This window comes from Vreelandella nigrificans (assembly GCF_002374315.1).
Taxonomy (GTDB): domain Bacteria; phylum Pseudomonadota; class Gammaproteobacteria; order Pseudomonadales; family Halomonadaceae; genus Vreelandella; species Vreelandella nigrificans.
On sequence record NZ_NWUX01000016.1, the window covers coordinates 62,998 to 78,735 of the forward strand.

Sequence of the window (15,738 nt, forward strand, 5' to 3'; positions counted from 1 at the left end):
CCTTACATGTGGCCGACTTCTTTCGGCAGTTTGTAGAAGGATGCGTGGCGATAGACCTTATCGTTAGACGGGTCGAACAGCGGCTCTTTCTCATCGGGAGAAGAGGCCGTGATTTCGCTGGCCGGAACCACCCAGATGCTCACCCCTTCATTGCGACGGGTGTAAAGCTCGCGGGCGTTTTCAATGGCCATGCGGCGATCGGCGGCGTGTACGCTACCAACGTGCTTGTGATTAAGGCCGTGCTTGCTGCGTATAAAAACTTCGAAGAGGGGCCAGTCAGCCATGAGGAAAGCCTCTGTGGTCAAAGGAGCCCCGTGTCGCAGGGCTCTCGATTGTTTTAAGAATCAAAAATCAGGTCTTAAGAATCAGGCCGCTCGGCGTTGTCGTTTGGCGGCATGAGCCACGGCGGCTTCACGAACCCAGGCACCGTTATCAATGGCGTTACGGCGTGCCTCTACACGCTCGCGGTTGCAGGGGCCGTTGCCCTTGACTACATCGAAGAACTCTTGCCAATCGATTGCACCGAACTCGTAGTGGCCGGTCTCTTGGTTATATTTGAGATCCTGATCCGGAGCAGTGCAGCCCAGTAGCTCAAGCTGCGGCACGGTTTGGTCAAGGAAGCGCTGGCGCAGCTCATCGTTGCTGTGGCGCTTGATCTTCCAGGCCATTGACTGGGCGCTGTTGGGAGAGTTTTCGTCGGATGGGCCGAACATCATCAGGGCTGGCCACCAGAAGCGGTTAATGGAGTCCTGCACCATGGCTTTTTGGTCGTCAGTGCCTTCTTGCATCATGGTCAGCAGAATCTGATACCCCTGGCGCTGGTGGAAGCTCTCTTCCTTACACACACGAATCATGGCGCGTGCATAGGGGCCGTAAGAGGTGCGCTGTAGCGGTACCTGATTGACGATTGCAGCGCCATCGACCAACCAGCCAATCGTGCCCATATCAGCCCAGTTGAGTGTTGGGTAGTTGAAGATGCTGGAGTACTTGGCGCGGCCGTCGTGAAGCTTGTCGATCTCTTCGTCGCGGTCGGCACCCAGGGTTTCCATGGCGCTATAGAGATACAGGCCGTGACCTGCCTCATCCTGAATTTTGGCCATTAGCTGTAGCTTGCGCTTGAGCGTTGGCGCCCGTGTCAGCCAGTTGCCTTCCGGCAGCATACCGACGATTTCTGAGTGGGCGTGTTGCGAGATCTGGCGGATCAGGGTCTTGCGATAGGCATCCGGCATCCAGTTCTTTGGCTCTATCTTGATTTCATCATTGATGCGCTCCTGGAACTGGCGTTCCTCAGGGCTCATCTCATCAAGCGTTCTGAGCTTGCTGGTACCGGTTTCAACGAGCTGCGCGTACATGGAGACCTCCGCGGCGTCGGTATGTCAGGGGGTTGAACTTATCTTCTTTGAAGTATAGTGACACATAATTATTTATCAACAGGTATCTTTGTGTGTCGCTTTAAGACTTTGTGATAATGAATAATGAGAAAACTAACCAGATACAAAGGCATAGGCCACTTTTTAGGCGACACTTAACGTTTTGTGATTGTTAAATTTAGGAGGGTTTTAGGTATCAAAAAAGCCCTCGGAGGGGCTTTTGAGATGGCAGGACAAGTCTTTAGTTGATTGCCATATGATTCGAGCAATCTTAGTCAGGCCCCGTTAGGTGCCAGCGAATTGCATTAACGCAGATCTTTAACGCGTCTGGCCTTGCCCAACGAGCGCATAACGCTTTCTACCGGGCACACTTCAACCTGGCTGCTAATGCCAATGTAAGTCTTGATGGCGTGCTGAAGCTGTTGCGCGGCTTGTTCGCAGGCCACGGGGTCGCGGGCGATGTCATGATGATTCGCCTCTACACGTACAAGCACCGTGTCCATATTGCCTTGACGGCTGACTTCGATCTCGTAGTGGGGAGAAAGTGCCGCGATCTTAAGCAACTGCTCTTCGATCTGGGTTGGGAACACATTCACCCCGCGAATGATCAGCATGTCGTCGCTACGGCCTGTGATCTTGTCGATACGCCGCATGGGGCGTGCAGTGCCCGGCAGCAAACGGGTCAGGTCGCGGGTACGGTAGCGAATCACCGGCAGGCCTTCTTTGGTCAAGGTGGTGAATACCAGCTCGCCGTATTCGCCGTCGGGTAGCACTTCGCCACTGGCTGGGTCGATGATCTCGGGGTAGAAATGATCTTCCCAGATGGTCGGGCCATCCTTGGTTTCCAGGCACTCCATGCCCACGCCGGGGCCCATCACTTCCGACAGGCCATAGATATCCAATGCGTCGATACCCAGGCGCTTCTCAAGAGCAGTTCGCATGCTGTCGGTCCAGGGCTCAGCGCCAAAAATACCGGTACGCAGCGGCAGTGTGTGGGGGTCGATGCCTTGGCGCTCCATTTCGTCCGCGATGTTGAGCATATACGAGGGAGTGACCATGATGATGTCCGGCTGGAAATCACGGATCAACTGAACCTGTTTCTCGGTTTGACCACCCGACATGGGGATCACCGCGCAGCCCAGGCGTTCGGCACCGTAATGGGCACCCAGCCCGCCGGTGAATAGGCCGTAACCGTAGGCTACATGCACTTTGTCGTTGCGACTGCCGCCGGCAGCGCGGATTGAACGCGCCACCACATCGGACCACACATCAATATCCTTCTGGGTGTAGCCCACCACCGTGGGTTGCCCAGTGGTGCCACTGGAGGCGTGAATGCGCACGATCTCGCTCATTGGCGTGGCTAACATGCCAAACGGATAGTTGTCGCGCAAATCGGCCTTGGTGGTGAAAGGCAGTTTGGAGAGGTCTTCCAGCGCCTGAATATCATCGGGGTGCACCCCGGCCTTGTCGAAGGAGTGGCGGTAGAAGGGCACATTGTCGTAGGCGTGTTTCAGGCTCCACTTCAGGCGTTTGAGTTGAGTGGCGCGCAGCTCGTCGACGCTGGCAGTTTCCAGAGGATCGAGCGTTGCAGTGTCGATAGGTGTAGCGGGCTGAGTCATCGGGGCTCCGGTCAGGCAAGTTGTTATTGGACTAGTTTCTAAATGCGCCATGGTCAATTGGAATGGCTTTAGTAATGGGCTTATAAGCGCTCAATGATCAGCGCAATACCCTGGCCGACACCAATACACATGGTGCATAGCGCAAAGCGTCCTTGCCGACGCTCGAGTTCATGCAGCGCGGTGGTGACTAGCCGAGCGCCGCTCATACCCAACGGGTGGCCGAGTGCAATGGCCCCCCCGTTGGGATTGACGTGTTCGGCATCATCGCTAAGGCCCAGGTCGCGCATGACCGCTAACGCCTGGGCGGCGAAGGCTTCGTTAAGTTCGATGACATCCATCTGCTCCAGAGTAAGCCCGGTCTGGGCCAACACCTTGCGGGTGGCGGGAGAAGGGCCAAACCCCATGATGCGGGGCTCTACCCCAGCGGTGGCCATGCCCACCACGCGAGCGCGTGGTTTGAGGCTGAAACGTTCGGCCTGCTCGGGAGACGCCATTAGTAGCGCACAGGCGCCATCGTTAACCCCCGAGGCATTACCCGCTGTAACACTGCCACCTTCGCGGAAGGGCGTGGGTAGTTTGGCTAGCTGCTCTGCGGTGGTAGAGGCACGCGGGTGCTCATCGGCATCCACGACCAGCGGGTCTTGTTTACGCCTGGGGATTACGACGGGCACGATCTCTTCGGCCAGACGACCAGTCTCCATGGCGGCTGCGGTGCGCTGCTGGCTGCGCAGGGCGAAAGCATCTTGATCTTCCCGAGAAATACCAAATTGCTCGGCCACGTTCTCAGCGGTTTCGGGCATGGAGTCCACGCCAAATTGTGCTTTCATGGCGCGATTGATAAAGCGCCAGCCGATGGTGGTGTCGAAGATATCGGCTTGGCGTGAGAAGGCTTGTTCCGCCTTGCCCATCACGAAGGGTGCCCGGGACATGGACTCCACCCCGCCAGCGATCATCAGCCCTGCCTCGCCAGTTTTAATGGTGCGGGCGGCGTTGCCGATGGCGTCCATGCCGGAGCCACACAAGCGGTTAATAGTGGTGCCGGGCACTTCCACCGGAAGCCCAGCGAGCAGCGCGGACATGCGTGCTACGTTGCGGTTGTCTTCGCCCGCCTGATTGGCGCAGCCGTAAAAGATATCGTCAATCAGTGACCAGTCGACGCTTGGGTTGCGTTCCATCAGGGCGCGCATGGGGATGGCCCCCAGGTCATCGGTACGCACGCTTGAAAGTGCGCCACCGTAGCGACCTATTGGGGTGCGAACAGCATCAATGATTAGCGCGTCTTTCATCGGTTATCTCCAGCTGCAGTATTTTCTGCGTCAGTATCTTCCAAGCGGCGTACGCTGCCGCGAATTTTGTAGGAGCGCCCACGGAACAGGGCAACGGTATCGCCGCGCTGGTTGCGCAGCGTGATGTCATAAATGCCGGTGCGACCGCGGCGGCTGCGCTCTTCGGCGGTGGCGGTGATCTCGTCTCCCAGCTGGCCGGGGCCGAGATAGTCGATACTGCAACCGGAAGCTACTGTGGCTTCATCGTAGCTGTTGCAGGCAAATGCGAAGGCTGAGTCAGCCAGGGCAAACAGAAATCCGCCATGGCAGTTGCCGTGCCCCTGCACCATGTCTTGACGCACGGTCATGGTCAGTTCGGCGAAGCCGGGGGCCACGCGAGTAATACGCATGCCCAGCCCTTGGCTGGCATGGTCGCGGGAAAACATCGCGTCGGCACAGGCTTCCGCCAGCTGTTGTGGGGTCAGTTGGGTATCACTCATGAAAGCTTTCCTCGCTCAAGGCTTTGCGCCGCAGCAGGAACGAGCTGCGATAGCGCTCTTCGCCGTAGCTCTGCTGTAGATGCGTAAGGGTGCGGTGAACGAAGGGTAGGCCTAGAGAATCGGCCCAGGCCAAGGGGCCGCGGGGATAGTTGACGCCAGCCTGCATGGCCAGGTCGCCATCCTGGGCGCTGCAGACACCCTGCAAGACGGCGTCGGCGGCTTCATTGGCGAGCATGGCCACGGTGCGCAATACCACCAGCCCCGGCGTGTCGGTCAGCCAGGCCACGTCCATGCCCAGGCGCTGGAAGAAGGCGGTCGCTAGTTGGCGGGCCTCGGGTGATGTTGTGTGGCTGGCAGCAAGCGCGATAGCGCTGGCGCTACGGTAGTCCAGGCATAGGTCGAAAAGGACCAGGGCTTCCAGCCCTTCATTGACTGCGCGCTCGGCGGCGCAACGCCCATCGCTAAGGGCCAGAATCAGATCGCCTAGGTACAGGCGAGGGGTGCCATCTTGCTGCAGTGATTCGCGATGTACCACGTCGAGTCCGGCTTCCTGGGCGCGTTCCAGCAGCGGAGCGATGGTCCCATTCGCCCCCTGTACGACAAGCGCTGGCAGTTTTGTGTTTACTGGTGCTGCAAACTTGGGCTGCGGCTTCTCGGTGCCTTCACGCTGCCCTTCACGAGGGTAGTCATAGAAGCCTTGGCCGGATTTGCGCCCCAGGCGTTTGGCTTCTACCAGGGCGTGCTGCACCAGGGAGGGCTTGAACCGGGTATCGCCGTAGTAGGCATCAAACACCGAGCGGGTCACCGCGTAATTAACGTCATGACCGATCAGGTCCATCAGCTCGAAAGGCCCCATGCGAAACCCTCCGGCCTGGCGCATCAGTGCATCCAGGGTGGCGGCGTCGCTGGCACTTTCCTGTAACAGCCGCAGCCCTTCAGCGTAGAAAGGACGGGCCACGCGGTTAACGATGAATCCTGGGGTGGAGCTGGCGTGCACCGCGACCTTGCCCCAGGCGATGGCGGTGTCGAAAAGGGTGTCGGCAGCCTCGTTGGTGGTTGCCAGGCCAGACACCACTTCCACTAGCTTCATCACCGGCGCGGGGTTGAAGAAGTGCAGCCCCGCCATGCGTTCCGGGCGTTCAAGGTTGGCAGCAATGGAGGTGATCGACAGCGACGAGGTATTGCTGGCGAGCAAGGTACCCGGCGAGCATAACGCTTCGAGCTGAGCAAACACCTGACGCTTAATCTCAAGGTTCTCGACGATAGCTTCGATAACCAAATGGCTGTCGGCTAAGGCATCGATAGCGTCGGCAGGCTGCAGGCGAGCGATAATGTTATCCACATCGCCTTGGGACATCTTGCCCTTGGCAACGCGCTGTTCCAGCTGGCGGCGAATATTGTCGATACCCGCTTTGGCGGCACCCGGTTGATTGTCATGGAGAATCACCTGGTGGCCAGCCTGGGCGGCAACCTGAGCGATACCGGCACCCATGGCACCTGCACCGATCACACCAATAACGGCGGACGTGGGAAGGGCTGGCATATCACTCTCCCTTGAAGGTGGGGCGACGTTTCTCGATAAAAGCGCTGACGCCTTCGCGGTAATCTTCGGTGCGCCCGGCCAGTCGCTGAAGATCGCGTTCCAGGTCGAGCTGTTCGTTGAAACTGTTATCGCTGCTGGCATGCAGGGCGCGCTTAATCAGTGCCAGGCCACGGGTGGGTTGAGTGGCCAGGTGGCGCGCCATGTTCATGGCCTCTTCTTGGAGCGCCTCATCGTCGACGCAGCGCCAGATCATGCCCCACTGTTCGGCGGTCTCAGCGGGGAGCTTGTCGCCCAGCATCGCTAGGCCCTTGGCGCGGGCCATGCCCACTAGGTTAGGCAATGTCCAAGTGCCGCCAGAGTCTGGAATCAAACCGATCTTGCAGAAGGCCTGAATAAAACTTGCCGAGCGGGCCGCCAAGACGATGTCGCAGGCCAGGGCGATATTGGCCCCAGCGCCAGCCGCTACACCGTTCACCGCACAAATAGTGGGGAATGGCATGTCCTTAAGAGCACGCAGCATGGGGTTGTAGCGTTTCTCCAGCGACTCGCCGAGGTCGGGTGCTTGTTCGCCGGGCGCGACGCTACGGTCGGAAAGGTCCTGACCGGCGCAGAAACCTCGGCCGTTGCCGGTCAGTAACAAAGCGCGAACACTTGAATCCTGGCGCACGGCTTTTAGTGCCGTGCGCATTTCTGCATGCATCTCAGTGTTGAAGCTGTTCAGGCTTTCGGGGCGGTTCAGCGTGATACAGGCGACGCCGTCTTCTACGCTGTAAAGCAGGGGCGCTTGGCTCATGGGTCATATCCTTGTGTCAGTGCCCTTGAAAAGTGGCAGGTCGTTTTTCTTGGAAGGCGCGAATTCCCTCTTCGCGGTCGGCGGTGCCTGCCAGCAAGGTGAAGGCATGGCGCTCAAAGCGCAGGCCGGTGGCTAGGTCAGTATCCATCGCCTTGTGCAGTGACTCCCTTGCCAGGCGCACAGCTAACGGTGCCTTGGTCGCAATGCGTGTTGCGATGGCCATGGCGCGCTCTAGCGTCAATTCGGGTTGGGTAATTTCGCTGACCAAGCCCGCGTCAAGCGCGCGGCGTGCGGAGATCGGCTCGCCAGTGAGTACCATCTGAGAGGCTAGTGATTTACCCACCGCCCTAAGCAGGCGTTGGGTGCCGCCAGCGCCGGGCATAATGCCCAGATTGATTTCCGGCTGGCCGAACTGGGCATTTTCACCGGCAATGATGATATCGGCATGCATGGCCAGTTCGCAGCCACCGCCCAAAGCATAGCCGTTGACGGCAGCAATGATCGGTTTACGAAAACGCGTGATGGTGGCCCAGTGGTTCTGACGGGGGTCTTCCAACATACCGACCAGATCGCGTTCGGCCATTTCCTTGATATCCGCACCGGCAGCGAACGCCTTTGCGTCGCCAGTAATCACCACGGCGCGAACCCTATCGTCATTATCAGCATCGCTTAGGGTATCGGCTAGCTCGCTGAGAAGCTGCGTATTAAGCGCATTCAGTGCTTCTGGGCGATTCAGCGTGATGCATAAAACGCCGTCCAGGGGTGGGATTATTGTTAGCGTAGTCAGCATTTTTTCCTCAGTTCGGCCTGTGGCACACAGGAGGGGCTATCTGCCGAGTATAGGTTTATTTTGATACGCATCAATGGTGTGGATTGGCTTTTAATGTGTCGCTTGCTGAGCGTGTGGATGGTTTTTGCTTTTTTTACAGTGGGTTGTGTAATTTTTTAAGAATAAACAACAGCTGTTAGACCATGGTATGAATTATCGTTTTGTAGGCCAGAAAGTTACTTCAGCGCTTGAAGCTTTGGGCGGTTCTAGACATTTCTCGCTAACTATTAAGTGGATGGTGCCTAGGAAAGCGTTTGATGTTTTGTTACATGAAATATAGTCTTTGCAAATATAGCGTATCAAAAAAATAAGTGAGTGCAGGAGCGCCCCATGACGCAAGCAGCGCAGCAAATGTTCGACCGTCACCGTGAGACTCTGGATCAAGCCGTTACGGCTATCACAAACCGCAGCTTTTGGACGCCTTATCCAGAAAGTATGCGGACATACCCCGAGGATGCTGTGAAAGCGGCACCGTCTAAATTCGAGTCACTGCTCAATCAGCCGTTTGCGCTGCATGCCACTGGTAGCACTCAACAAGTGGGGGGCGAAGTATCCCCCTATGGTTTTGAGCTGGGTATTACTTATGAGCAGCCAAACCCCCAAGAGTTGATCGCGACCATGCAAGGGGCAATACGCGACTGGCGGGATGCCGGGACCGAAGTGCGCGTCGGGGTGTGTCTGGAAATTTTGTCGCGGCTGAATGCCATAAGCCCGGAGATCGCCCAAGCGGTGATGCATACCAGCGGCCAGGGGCCGATGATGGCGTTTCAGGCCGGTGGGCCGCATGCTCAGGATCGCGGTCTTGAAGCCGTGGCGTACGCCTGGCAGGCGATGGCTCAGATTCCCGCTACCACGAAATGGGTCAAGCCCCAGGGCAAGCATGATCCCATCGCCATGGATAAGCGTTTTCATATCGTGCCGCGTGGTATCTCGTTGGTAGTAGCCTGTTCTACTTTTCCCACCTGGAATACTTATCCAGGCTTGTTTGCCAGTCTGGCGACCGGCAACCCGGTCATTATTAAACCTCACCCTGGCGCGATTCTGCCGGTGGCGATGACTACCCGTGTTGCTCAACAGGTACTTGAGGAAGCCGGCTTCGACCCCTGCTTGGTGAGCTTGGTGCCAGACACTGTCGATGCGCCGCTCACCAAGGCGTTGGCGCTTGATCCTGCCGTTAAGTTGATCGATTTCACCGGCTCCAACGCTTTTGGTGACTGGCTGATAAAGAACGCCACCCAGGCCCAGGTCTTCGCCGAGAAAGCTGGTATCAACACGGTCATTATCGACAGCGTGGATAACCTTAAGGCCATCACGGCGAACCTGGCTTTCTCGCTGAGCCTTTATTCCGGCCAGATGTGTACGACCCCTCAGGCTATCTATGTGCCCAGAAGCGGTATTGAAACAGCGGATGGCCATGTGAGTTTTGACGACGTTGCGGCAGCGCTTGCGAAAGCCGTCCAAGCGTTTCTGAGCGACAACGACCGAGCCTGTACGGTGCTGGGTGCCCTCCAGTCGCGGGAGACACAAGCACGGATTGATGAATGCCGTGGCTTAGGCGAAATAGTGCTGGATAGCGAGCCGCGAGCGCACACTCAATTCTCCAACGCCCGTATTCACACGCCGCTTATCCTCAAAGTAGATGCAGAGCAGAAGGCTGCCTATAGTGAGGAGCGTTTCGGGCCCATCAGCTTTGTTATCGCGACTGAGAACACCGCGCATAGCATTGAACTGGCGCGTGACGTGATCCGGGAAAAGGGCGCGATAACCCTAGGTGGCTATACGACTGATGAGGTTGTGGCCGAGCAGTTCGAAGAGTTGGCGATGGAAGTGGCAACCCCGCTCTCGTTGAACCTGGATGGGGGAATATTCGTCAACCAGTCGGCTGCTTTTAGTGACTTTCACGCCACAGGTGGTAATCCTGCGGCGAATGCTTCCCTATGTAATCAAGCCTTTGTCGCCAGCCGCTTTGTGGTGGTGCAAAGCCGTCGCCATAGCCAATCCAACTAACGGAGAACGTGATGCCTTACTATCGACTTGAAGGGGTGACGCCGGTGGTACACCCGACCGCCTATGTCCATCCTACTGCGGTGTTAATTGGCGATGTAATCGTGGGACCCGGCTGTTATGTGGGCCCCGGTGCGGTGATGCGCGGTGATTTCGGTCGCCTGGTGCTGGAAGAGGGCGCGAACCTTCAGGATACCTGTGTGATGCATGGCTTCCCTGGCTGCGTCACCAAGGTTGAGAAGGATGGCCATATCGGCCATGGCGCGGTACTGCATGGCTGCGTGATTGGGCGTGATGCCATGGTCGGTATGAACGCCGTGGTGATGGACGGCGCCAACATTGCTGAACGCTCTATCGTTGCGGCGGCAGCGTTCGTTAAGGCAGGCTTCGAGTGTCAGCCACAGTCGCTGGTGATGGGGGCACCTGCAAAGGTTAAGCGTGCGCTGAGTGATGAGGAATTTGCCTGGAAACAGCAGGGTACCCAGGAGTATCAGCGCTTAGTGAGCCGTTGCCGTGACAGCTTGGAGCCCTGTGAACCGCTGACAGAACTTGATGCTGATCGCCCAACCTTGCTGGCCGGTGATACACAACCTAAGCAGCAGACGCTGGATAAGTCGCCACAGCCATGAACTATTCCAGCCCGCCGAAGCGCTGGTAGAAGCTGGGGCCGGGGGCTGGTAATGGGCCCTCGGCGGTTTCCAGGTGTTGGTCTAGCCAGCGCTCTGCGCGTTCGTAGAGCAAACGATAGAGGTTGCGGCAGAGCTGATGGGCGTAGCGTCCTTCCCATGCCGTGGGGAGTAGTTCGTCAGGCAGAATGGGGTCGCGTAATTGAACCTTGCGATACTCGTGAATAAGTAAGGTGCGGGCAATAAAGCACTCTTCCTGCCCTAGATGGTTCTCTGTGTTGAGCGCATTCCATAGGGGGCGAAACTTGACGAGAAAGCGTTGGTAGAGCTCAGCTAGTTCATCGAGGTTCCAGCTGTCTCTGACCTGGAGACGCAGTGGCTTGCTGGTCATGGGCTCCATGGTCTGAGTTTGCATCACGATAGCATCATCGGCCGCATCCAGCTCCTGTAATGCCACCATGGTCTCTGCACGTGATAGCGTGGGATGTGCCAGAACACCTTGGGCAAAACTACCAAACCCTAGCCACTCTAGTTCATCACGAATTTGCTGGCGCCTGTCTGGAGGAAGTTGTGTTAGCAAGACCAGCGTCCATTGCCCTGACCAAGATGGCTGGGCACCGTGATAAACACGCTTGAAGGCTTGTTCGAAACGACGCCGCCCCGGGCCGCTTAAACGATAGTAGCTGCGACGGCCAACCTTCTCACCGCGTAGCCATGTTTCATGAGTTAATCGATAGACAGATGTACGCACCAACCGCTCATTGATGCCGATTGGCTCCACCAGTTTCGATAGGCTACCTAACCACACTGTGCCACCACGCGGCACGATAGAGTCGCCATAGACGGTAATAATCAGTGAACCAGCGCGAATTGGTCGACGCTGCTGGAAGTCATCAATAAGCGTAGCGACACAGTCTGTAGCTGACGACATGGTGAAAGCGGATTCCCTTTGCGGTGGTACTGTCGGTTAAAATGACAGAAAATTTAACTAGTATAAAAGATTATCGTATCACGTTTTTTTATGGCTTGGCCTGAGTCGTTGCCAGTGTTAGCCCACAGCTCAGTAAGGTGGTTATGCACTTCTCTTAAGTGCTATGCAAAAGGTGGGTAAAGTGAATTTAATTAGCCGCGTTCTTTAAAAGATAATGGCATCTCCATCGCTATGAGTGGAAGTCGTGGAGAATGCTAACCAGCAGTTCAAGATTTTCTGCTTTATTATCTTTTAGCCAAATGCAGTGTGACTCATGTGTGATAGAAACATCAGCCAAAGGAAGGAAGCTGACGTTAGAAAACTGTGTGTCCATCAGTGATTTCGGTACCAGTGCGACTCCCATGCTGTTGGCGACCAATGCGATCACTGTCAGCCATTGTGACACCTCATGTGTCACATTAGGTGTTAGGTCGGCAACGTGGAACAGGCCCATGATACGGTCATAGTAGTGAGGGGAAAGATCACGGCGAAACGTGATGAACGAATCGCTACACAGATCTTTGAGGTAGATTGATTGTCGTTGTGCTAACGGATGGTGGCTGGGTACGCAGCCCAGCAATGGCTCACTAGCCAGTGCCAGTTTTTCCAGCGTATTAGGAAGCGGCATGGCATGAATAAAACCGATATCGAGCTGTCCAGACTCGATACCCTCAACTTGATCGGATGAATTTCGCTCAAGCAGCTTTACCTCAATTCCAGGGTGTGTCGATTTAAGTTGCTGTAAAGCAAGTGGCAAACCGCGGAATAGCATGGCGGGAGTAAAGCCGATTCTCAAAATACCCGAGGCGCCATCTGCGATGCGTTGCATCATGATGCGTGATTCTTCCAGATCCTCGAGCAAGCGCCTTGCCTGCCGCTGAAACACCTCGCCTGCGGTGGTCAGCTTAACGCTCTTGCTGCTGCGTTGTAGCAATTTGACGCCCAGGTCCTCTTCGAGCTGTCGCAGGCTCGTGCTAAGCGGTGGCTGTGAAATATGCAGCTTTTCAGCGGCACGACCAAAGTGGAGCTCTTCCGCCAGGGTCAGGAAGTAACGTAGCTGCCGAAAGGTCAACGCCATAAGTGACTCCTGGAACGCCAACGATACAAAAAAAGCTATCAGTGCATCCAAAATCAGTATTGGCTGCGCCGTATTAACGGCTTCTAGTATGCAGGAAACGTTATCGAAAATATAACAAGGAGAATCGATATGTCCACTGCGATACATCGCAATATCCCCGATAACCGTGGGCACAATGCATTTGCCAGCGACCCAGAATTATCCTGCCTACTAGACGTTTATCTTGCCCCTGCGTTGCGCCAACATACGGCGCCTTTTTTTCATGAAATGGGCGAGCTGGTCGGCGATGAACTTGAGGCATTAGCATTGGCCGCGGATCAAAACCCACCGGTACTTCATCTGCGTACACGCAATGGGGCTGATGCCCAGCACATAGATAAGCACCCGGCCTACCTACGACTTGAGCATTACGCATACTCCCATTTTGGCTTGGCGGCTATGTCACACCGTGGCGGAGTGCTGGATTGGCCGAAGCCGATGCCACCTGCCGTCAAGTACGGCCTGACGTTTTTGTTCGTGCAGGCAGAGTTTGGTTTGTGCTGCCCGCTGAGCATGAGCGATGCGCTGACGCGTACCCTGCGTAAATTCGGCTCACCCGAGTTGGTCGCCCAGTTTATTGAACAGCTGACCACTCAGGATGAGGAGCAACACTTTCAGGGCGCGATGTTCATGACCGAGCAGGATGCAGGCTCTGATGTTGGTGCGATTACCACGGAAGCTCGTTTCGAGAGCGGCCAGTGGCGTCTTTATGGGGATAAGTGGTTCTGTTCCAACCCCGATGCGGATTTGGCGATGGTGCTTGCACGGCCACAGGGCGACCAAACTGGCACCCGTGGGTTAAGCCTGTTTTTACTGCCTCGCTGGTTGCCTGATGGCAGCTTGAACCACTACCGCATCCTGCGCCTTAAGAACAAGATGGGCACTCGTTCCATGGCCAGCGGTGAGATTGTTTTGGAAGGTGCTGAAGCTTATGTGGTGGGCGAGCAGGGCAAGGGCTTCAAGCATATGACCGACATGATCAACATGTCACGGCTCTCCAACGGTGTGCGCTCCGCTGGGCTTATGCGACGCACCATCAATGAGAGCCTGTTCATTGCGCGTAACCGTTATGCGTTTGGCCGCCGCCTGATTGAGCTGCCGCTGATGCAGCGCCAGCTGCTCAAAATGATGGTGACTGCCGAGCAGGGACGCAGCATGGTGTTCCATACGGCTGAGTGCCTGCGCCGAGCTGATCAAGGCGACCAGGAAGCTGCCCAACTGTTACGTATCCTTACGCCACTGATCAAGTTCCGTACCACACGCGATGCTCGGAAAGTGGCTGGGGATGGGATGGAAGTGCGGGGTGGGTGCGGTTATATCGAAGAGTGGTCGGACGCACGGGTTGTACGTGATGCCCATTTAGGTTCGATTTGGGAAGGTACGAGCAACATCGTTGCTCTCGATGTTTTTCGCGCTATCCGCCGGGAGGGTGCCTTGCCCGTGCTAACCGAATACTTGCATCGCCTGATCAATGAGTCAGCTTTGAACACGCAACAGCAGAGCTTGTTAGCAAGCGTGGTGGACCAAGGCGTTCGATCAGCCCAGCAAGTGGCAGACAGTGCGGATGCCGAGCATGAAGTCCGGCGCATAGCGAGCACGCTTTACCACATTGCCTCGGCAGCTTTTCTAGCCTGGGAAGCGGCACAGCAAGGCGATAATCAACGCCGTGCAGCACTGGCGGCGCTGGTGATGCGTTATCGTTTGCTGCCGCAGAACCCATTGGCTGTTGATGAGACGCCTTCACAGCTGCTTGTCGAACTGTTGACCGAACAACCGATGAGCACCACCAGCGTTGCGGAACTCGTCGCAAGTTTAGGCGTTACTACACATCCTCAAGAAGAGGGAGTGTCATGAGTCTTAGCAATGCCTCATTAAGTGGGTTGCGCGTGATTGATTTAAGCCGAGTGCTTGGTGGCCCGTATTGCACGCAAGTATTGGCGGATCACGGTGCAGACGTCGTCAAAATAGAGCCACCCTGCGGAGATGAAACTCGTGGTTGGGGGCCTCCGTTCCTGGGGGATGCAGCTTCCTACTTCCACGGCTTGAATAGGGGTAAGCGAGGCATGTCGCTTGATTTGGGCCAGGAGGGGGGGCGTGCTCTATTACTGGAACTGCTTGAGAATGCCGATGTGCTGGTTGAGAACTTCAAACCAGGCACGCTGGAAAAGTGGGGGCTGGGTTATGACGATTTGAAAGAGCGTTTCCCACGTCTGATTCACTGCCGGGTTAGCGGCTTTGGTGCGGATGGGCCCATGGGGGGCTTGCCTGGCTACGATGCGGTCATTCAGGCCATGGCGGGCCTGATGAGTGTCAATGGTGAGCAGGGGGGTGACCCGCTGCGGGTAGGGCTTCCCATTGTGGATATCGTGACGGGGTTAAATGCGGTCATCGGTATTACCCTGGCATTGCATGAGCGGGCACACAGTGGTCAAGGACAATTTGTCGAAGCAGCGCTGTTTGATTCGGGCCTTTCGTTGATGCATCCGCATTTCCCTAACGTATTTTATGGTGGCCCGGCTCCCCAGCGTACTGGCAACGCCCACCCGAATATTGCGCCTTATGAGGTATACAAAACCGCGACGCAGCCGCTGTTTTTGGCCGTGGGTAACAATGGCCAGTTTGCCAAGCTATGTGATGAACTGAACTGTTCGGCATTGACCAAAGACCCTCGTTTTGTTGATAACGGAGCGCGCCTGGCAAACCGTGATGCGCTGCGCGACGCCTTGGAAGGGGCTATGCGGGGCCGGGATGGTCTGGCGTTGGCAGAGCACCTTATTGGTAATGGCGTGCCCTGTGGCCCTGTGCTGGAAACGTCTCAAATTCTGGCGCATCCACACACCGCGCACCGGGAAATGATCGTCGAACTGGGTGATTACAAAGGCACAGGCTCACCGATCAAGCTTAGTCGTACCCCTTGTCGCTACCAGCGCCCACCACCCACCTTTGCACAACATACGGAGGACATACTTAGAGATATCGGCACTAGCCCAGAACGTATCGCACGCTTCATTGAACAAGGCATTACACCTACAGAAAAGAAACGCTAAGTACGGCTTGTTTTTATTGCCTCAGCGTATCACTAACAACTCCAACAATAAGTGA

General features: G+C 56.3%; 14 protein-coding genes. 4 read left to right on the plus strand and 10 right to left on the minus strand.

What is annotated here, in order from left to right; genetic code table 11:
• Nucleotides 1–2 precede the first annotated feature (2 nt).
• The 8 genes from paaB to paaF form a co-directional block, all read right to left on the minus strand.
• On the minus strand, nt 3–284 hold the full coding sequence (gene paaB, locus CPA45_RS15920; RefSeq protein WP_022521442.1) for a 1,2-phenylacetyl-CoA epoxidase subunit PaaB: 282 nt from the start codon (nt 282–284) through the stop codon (nt 3–5).
• An 81-nt stretch (nt 285–365) separates the two neighbouring features.
• Nucleotides 366–1,352, minus strand: a complete 987-nt coding sequence (paaA, locus tag CPA45_RS15925) for a 1,2-phenylacetyl-CoA epoxidase subunit PaaA (RefSeq protein WP_096653171.1) — start codon at nt 1,350–1,352, stop codon at nt 366–368.
• 323 nt (nt 1,353–1,675) lie between these two features.
• The gene (paaK, locus tag CPA45_RS15930; protein ID WP_096653173.1) at nt 1,676–2,989 is read right to left on the minus strand and encodes a phenylacetate--CoA ligase PaaK; all 1,314 of its coding nucleotides are present in this window, start codon (nt 2,987–2,989) and stop codon (nt 1,676–1,678) included.
• 80 nt (nt 2,990–3,069) lie between these two features.
• A complete protein-coding gene (gene pcaF, locus CPA45_RS15935; RefSeq protein ID WP_096653175.1) occupies nt 3,070–4,275 on the minus strand; it encodes a 3-oxoadipyl-CoA thiolase in 1,206 nt (401 codons plus the stop codon).
• Nucleotides 4,272–4,754, minus strand: coding sequence for a hydroxyphenylacetyl-CoA thioesterase PaaI (gene paaI, locus CPA45_RS15940; RefSeq protein ID WP_096653177.1), 483 nt, complete (start codon nt 4,752–4,754; stop codon nt 4,272–4,274). The genes pcaF and paaI overlap by 4 nt, the downstream gene beginning before the upstream one ends.
• Nucleotides 4,747–6,297, minus strand: a complete 1,551-nt coding sequence (gene paaH, locus CPA45_RS15945) for a 3-hydroxyacyl-CoA dehydrogenase PaaH (RefSeq protein ID WP_096653179.1) — start codon at nt 6,295–6,297, stop codon at nt 4,747–4,749. Before paaH ends, paaI begins: the two co-directional genes overlap by 8 nt.
• A 1-nt stretch (nt 6,298) precedes the next feature.
• The gene (gene paaG, locus CPA45_RS15950) at nt 6,299–7,090 is read right to left on the minus strand and encodes a 2-(1,2-epoxy-1,2-dihydrophenyl)acetyl-CoA isomerase PaaG (RefSeq protein WP_096653181.1); all 792 of its coding nucleotides are present in this window, start codon (nt 7,088–7,090) and stop codon (nt 6,299–6,301) included.
• Nucleotides 7,091–7,106: 16 nt separating this feature from the next.
• Nucleotides 7,107–7,880: a 2,3-dehydroadipyl-CoA hydratase PaaF gene (gene paaF, locus CPA45_RS15955; protein ID WP_096653183.1), complete on the minus strand. Its 774-nt coding sequence runs from the start codon at nt 7,878–7,880 to the stop codon at nt 7,107–7,109.
• Nucleotides 7,881–8,249: 369 nt separating this feature from the next.
• On the opposite strand from paaF, the gene paaN reads away from it, so the two are divergent.
• Both paaN and paaY read left to right on the plus strand, forming a co-directional pair.
• Nucleotides 8,250–9,926, plus strand: a complete 1,677-nt coding sequence (gene paaN / locus CPA45_RS15960; RefSeq protein ID WP_096653185.1) for a phenylacetic acid degradation protein PaaN — start codon at nt 8,250–8,252, stop codon at nt 9,924–9,926.
• An 11-nt stretch (nt 9,927–9,937) separates the two neighbouring features.
• Nucleotides 9,938–10,552 (plus strand): phenylacetic acid degradation protein PaaY, encoded by a 615-nt coding sequence (paaY, locus tag CPA45_RS15965; RefSeq protein WP_096653187.1) that lies wholly within the window; start codon nt 9,938–9,940, stop codon nt 10,550–10,552.
• Between the two features lies 1 nt (nt 10,553).
• On the opposite strand, the gene paaX is transcribed toward paaY, so the two are convergent.
• Both paaX and CPA45_RS15975 read right to left on the minus strand, forming a co-directional pair.
• Entirely contained in the window at nt 10,554–11,480 is a 927-nt protein-coding gene (paaX, locus tag CPA45_RS15970; protein ID WP_096653189.1) for a phenylacetic acid degradation operon negative regulatory protein PaaX, read from the minus strand.
• Between the two features lie 229 nt (nt 11,481–11,709).
• Nucleotides 11,710–12,597: a LysR family transcriptional regulator gene (locus tag CPA45_RS15975; protein ID WP_096653241.1), complete on the minus strand. Its 888-nt coding sequence runs from the start codon at nt 12,595–12,597 to the stop codon at nt 11,710–11,712.
• A gap of 129 nt (nt 12,598–12,726) precedes the next feature.
• Between CPA45_RS15975 and CPA45_RS15980 the strand changes: the two genes are divergently transcribed.
• Together CPA45_RS15980 and CPA45_RS15985 are read left to right on the plus strand one after the other, a co-directional pair.
• Nucleotides 12,727–14,490, plus strand: coding sequence for an acyl-CoA dehydrogenase family protein (locus tag CPA45_RS15980; RefSeq protein ID WP_096653191.1), 1,764 nt, complete (start codon nt 12,727–12,729; stop codon nt 14,488–14,490).
• Complete coding sequence (locus CPA45_RS15985; RefSeq protein WP_096653193.1) at nt 14,487–15,683, plus strand: CaiB/BaiF CoA transferase family protein; 1,197 nt, start codon at nt 14,487–14,489, stop codon at nt 15,681–15,683. The genes CPA45_RS15980 and CPA45_RS15985 overlap by 4 nt, the downstream gene beginning before the upstream one ends.
• The last annotated feature ends 55 nt before the right edge of the window (nt 15,684–15,738 follow it).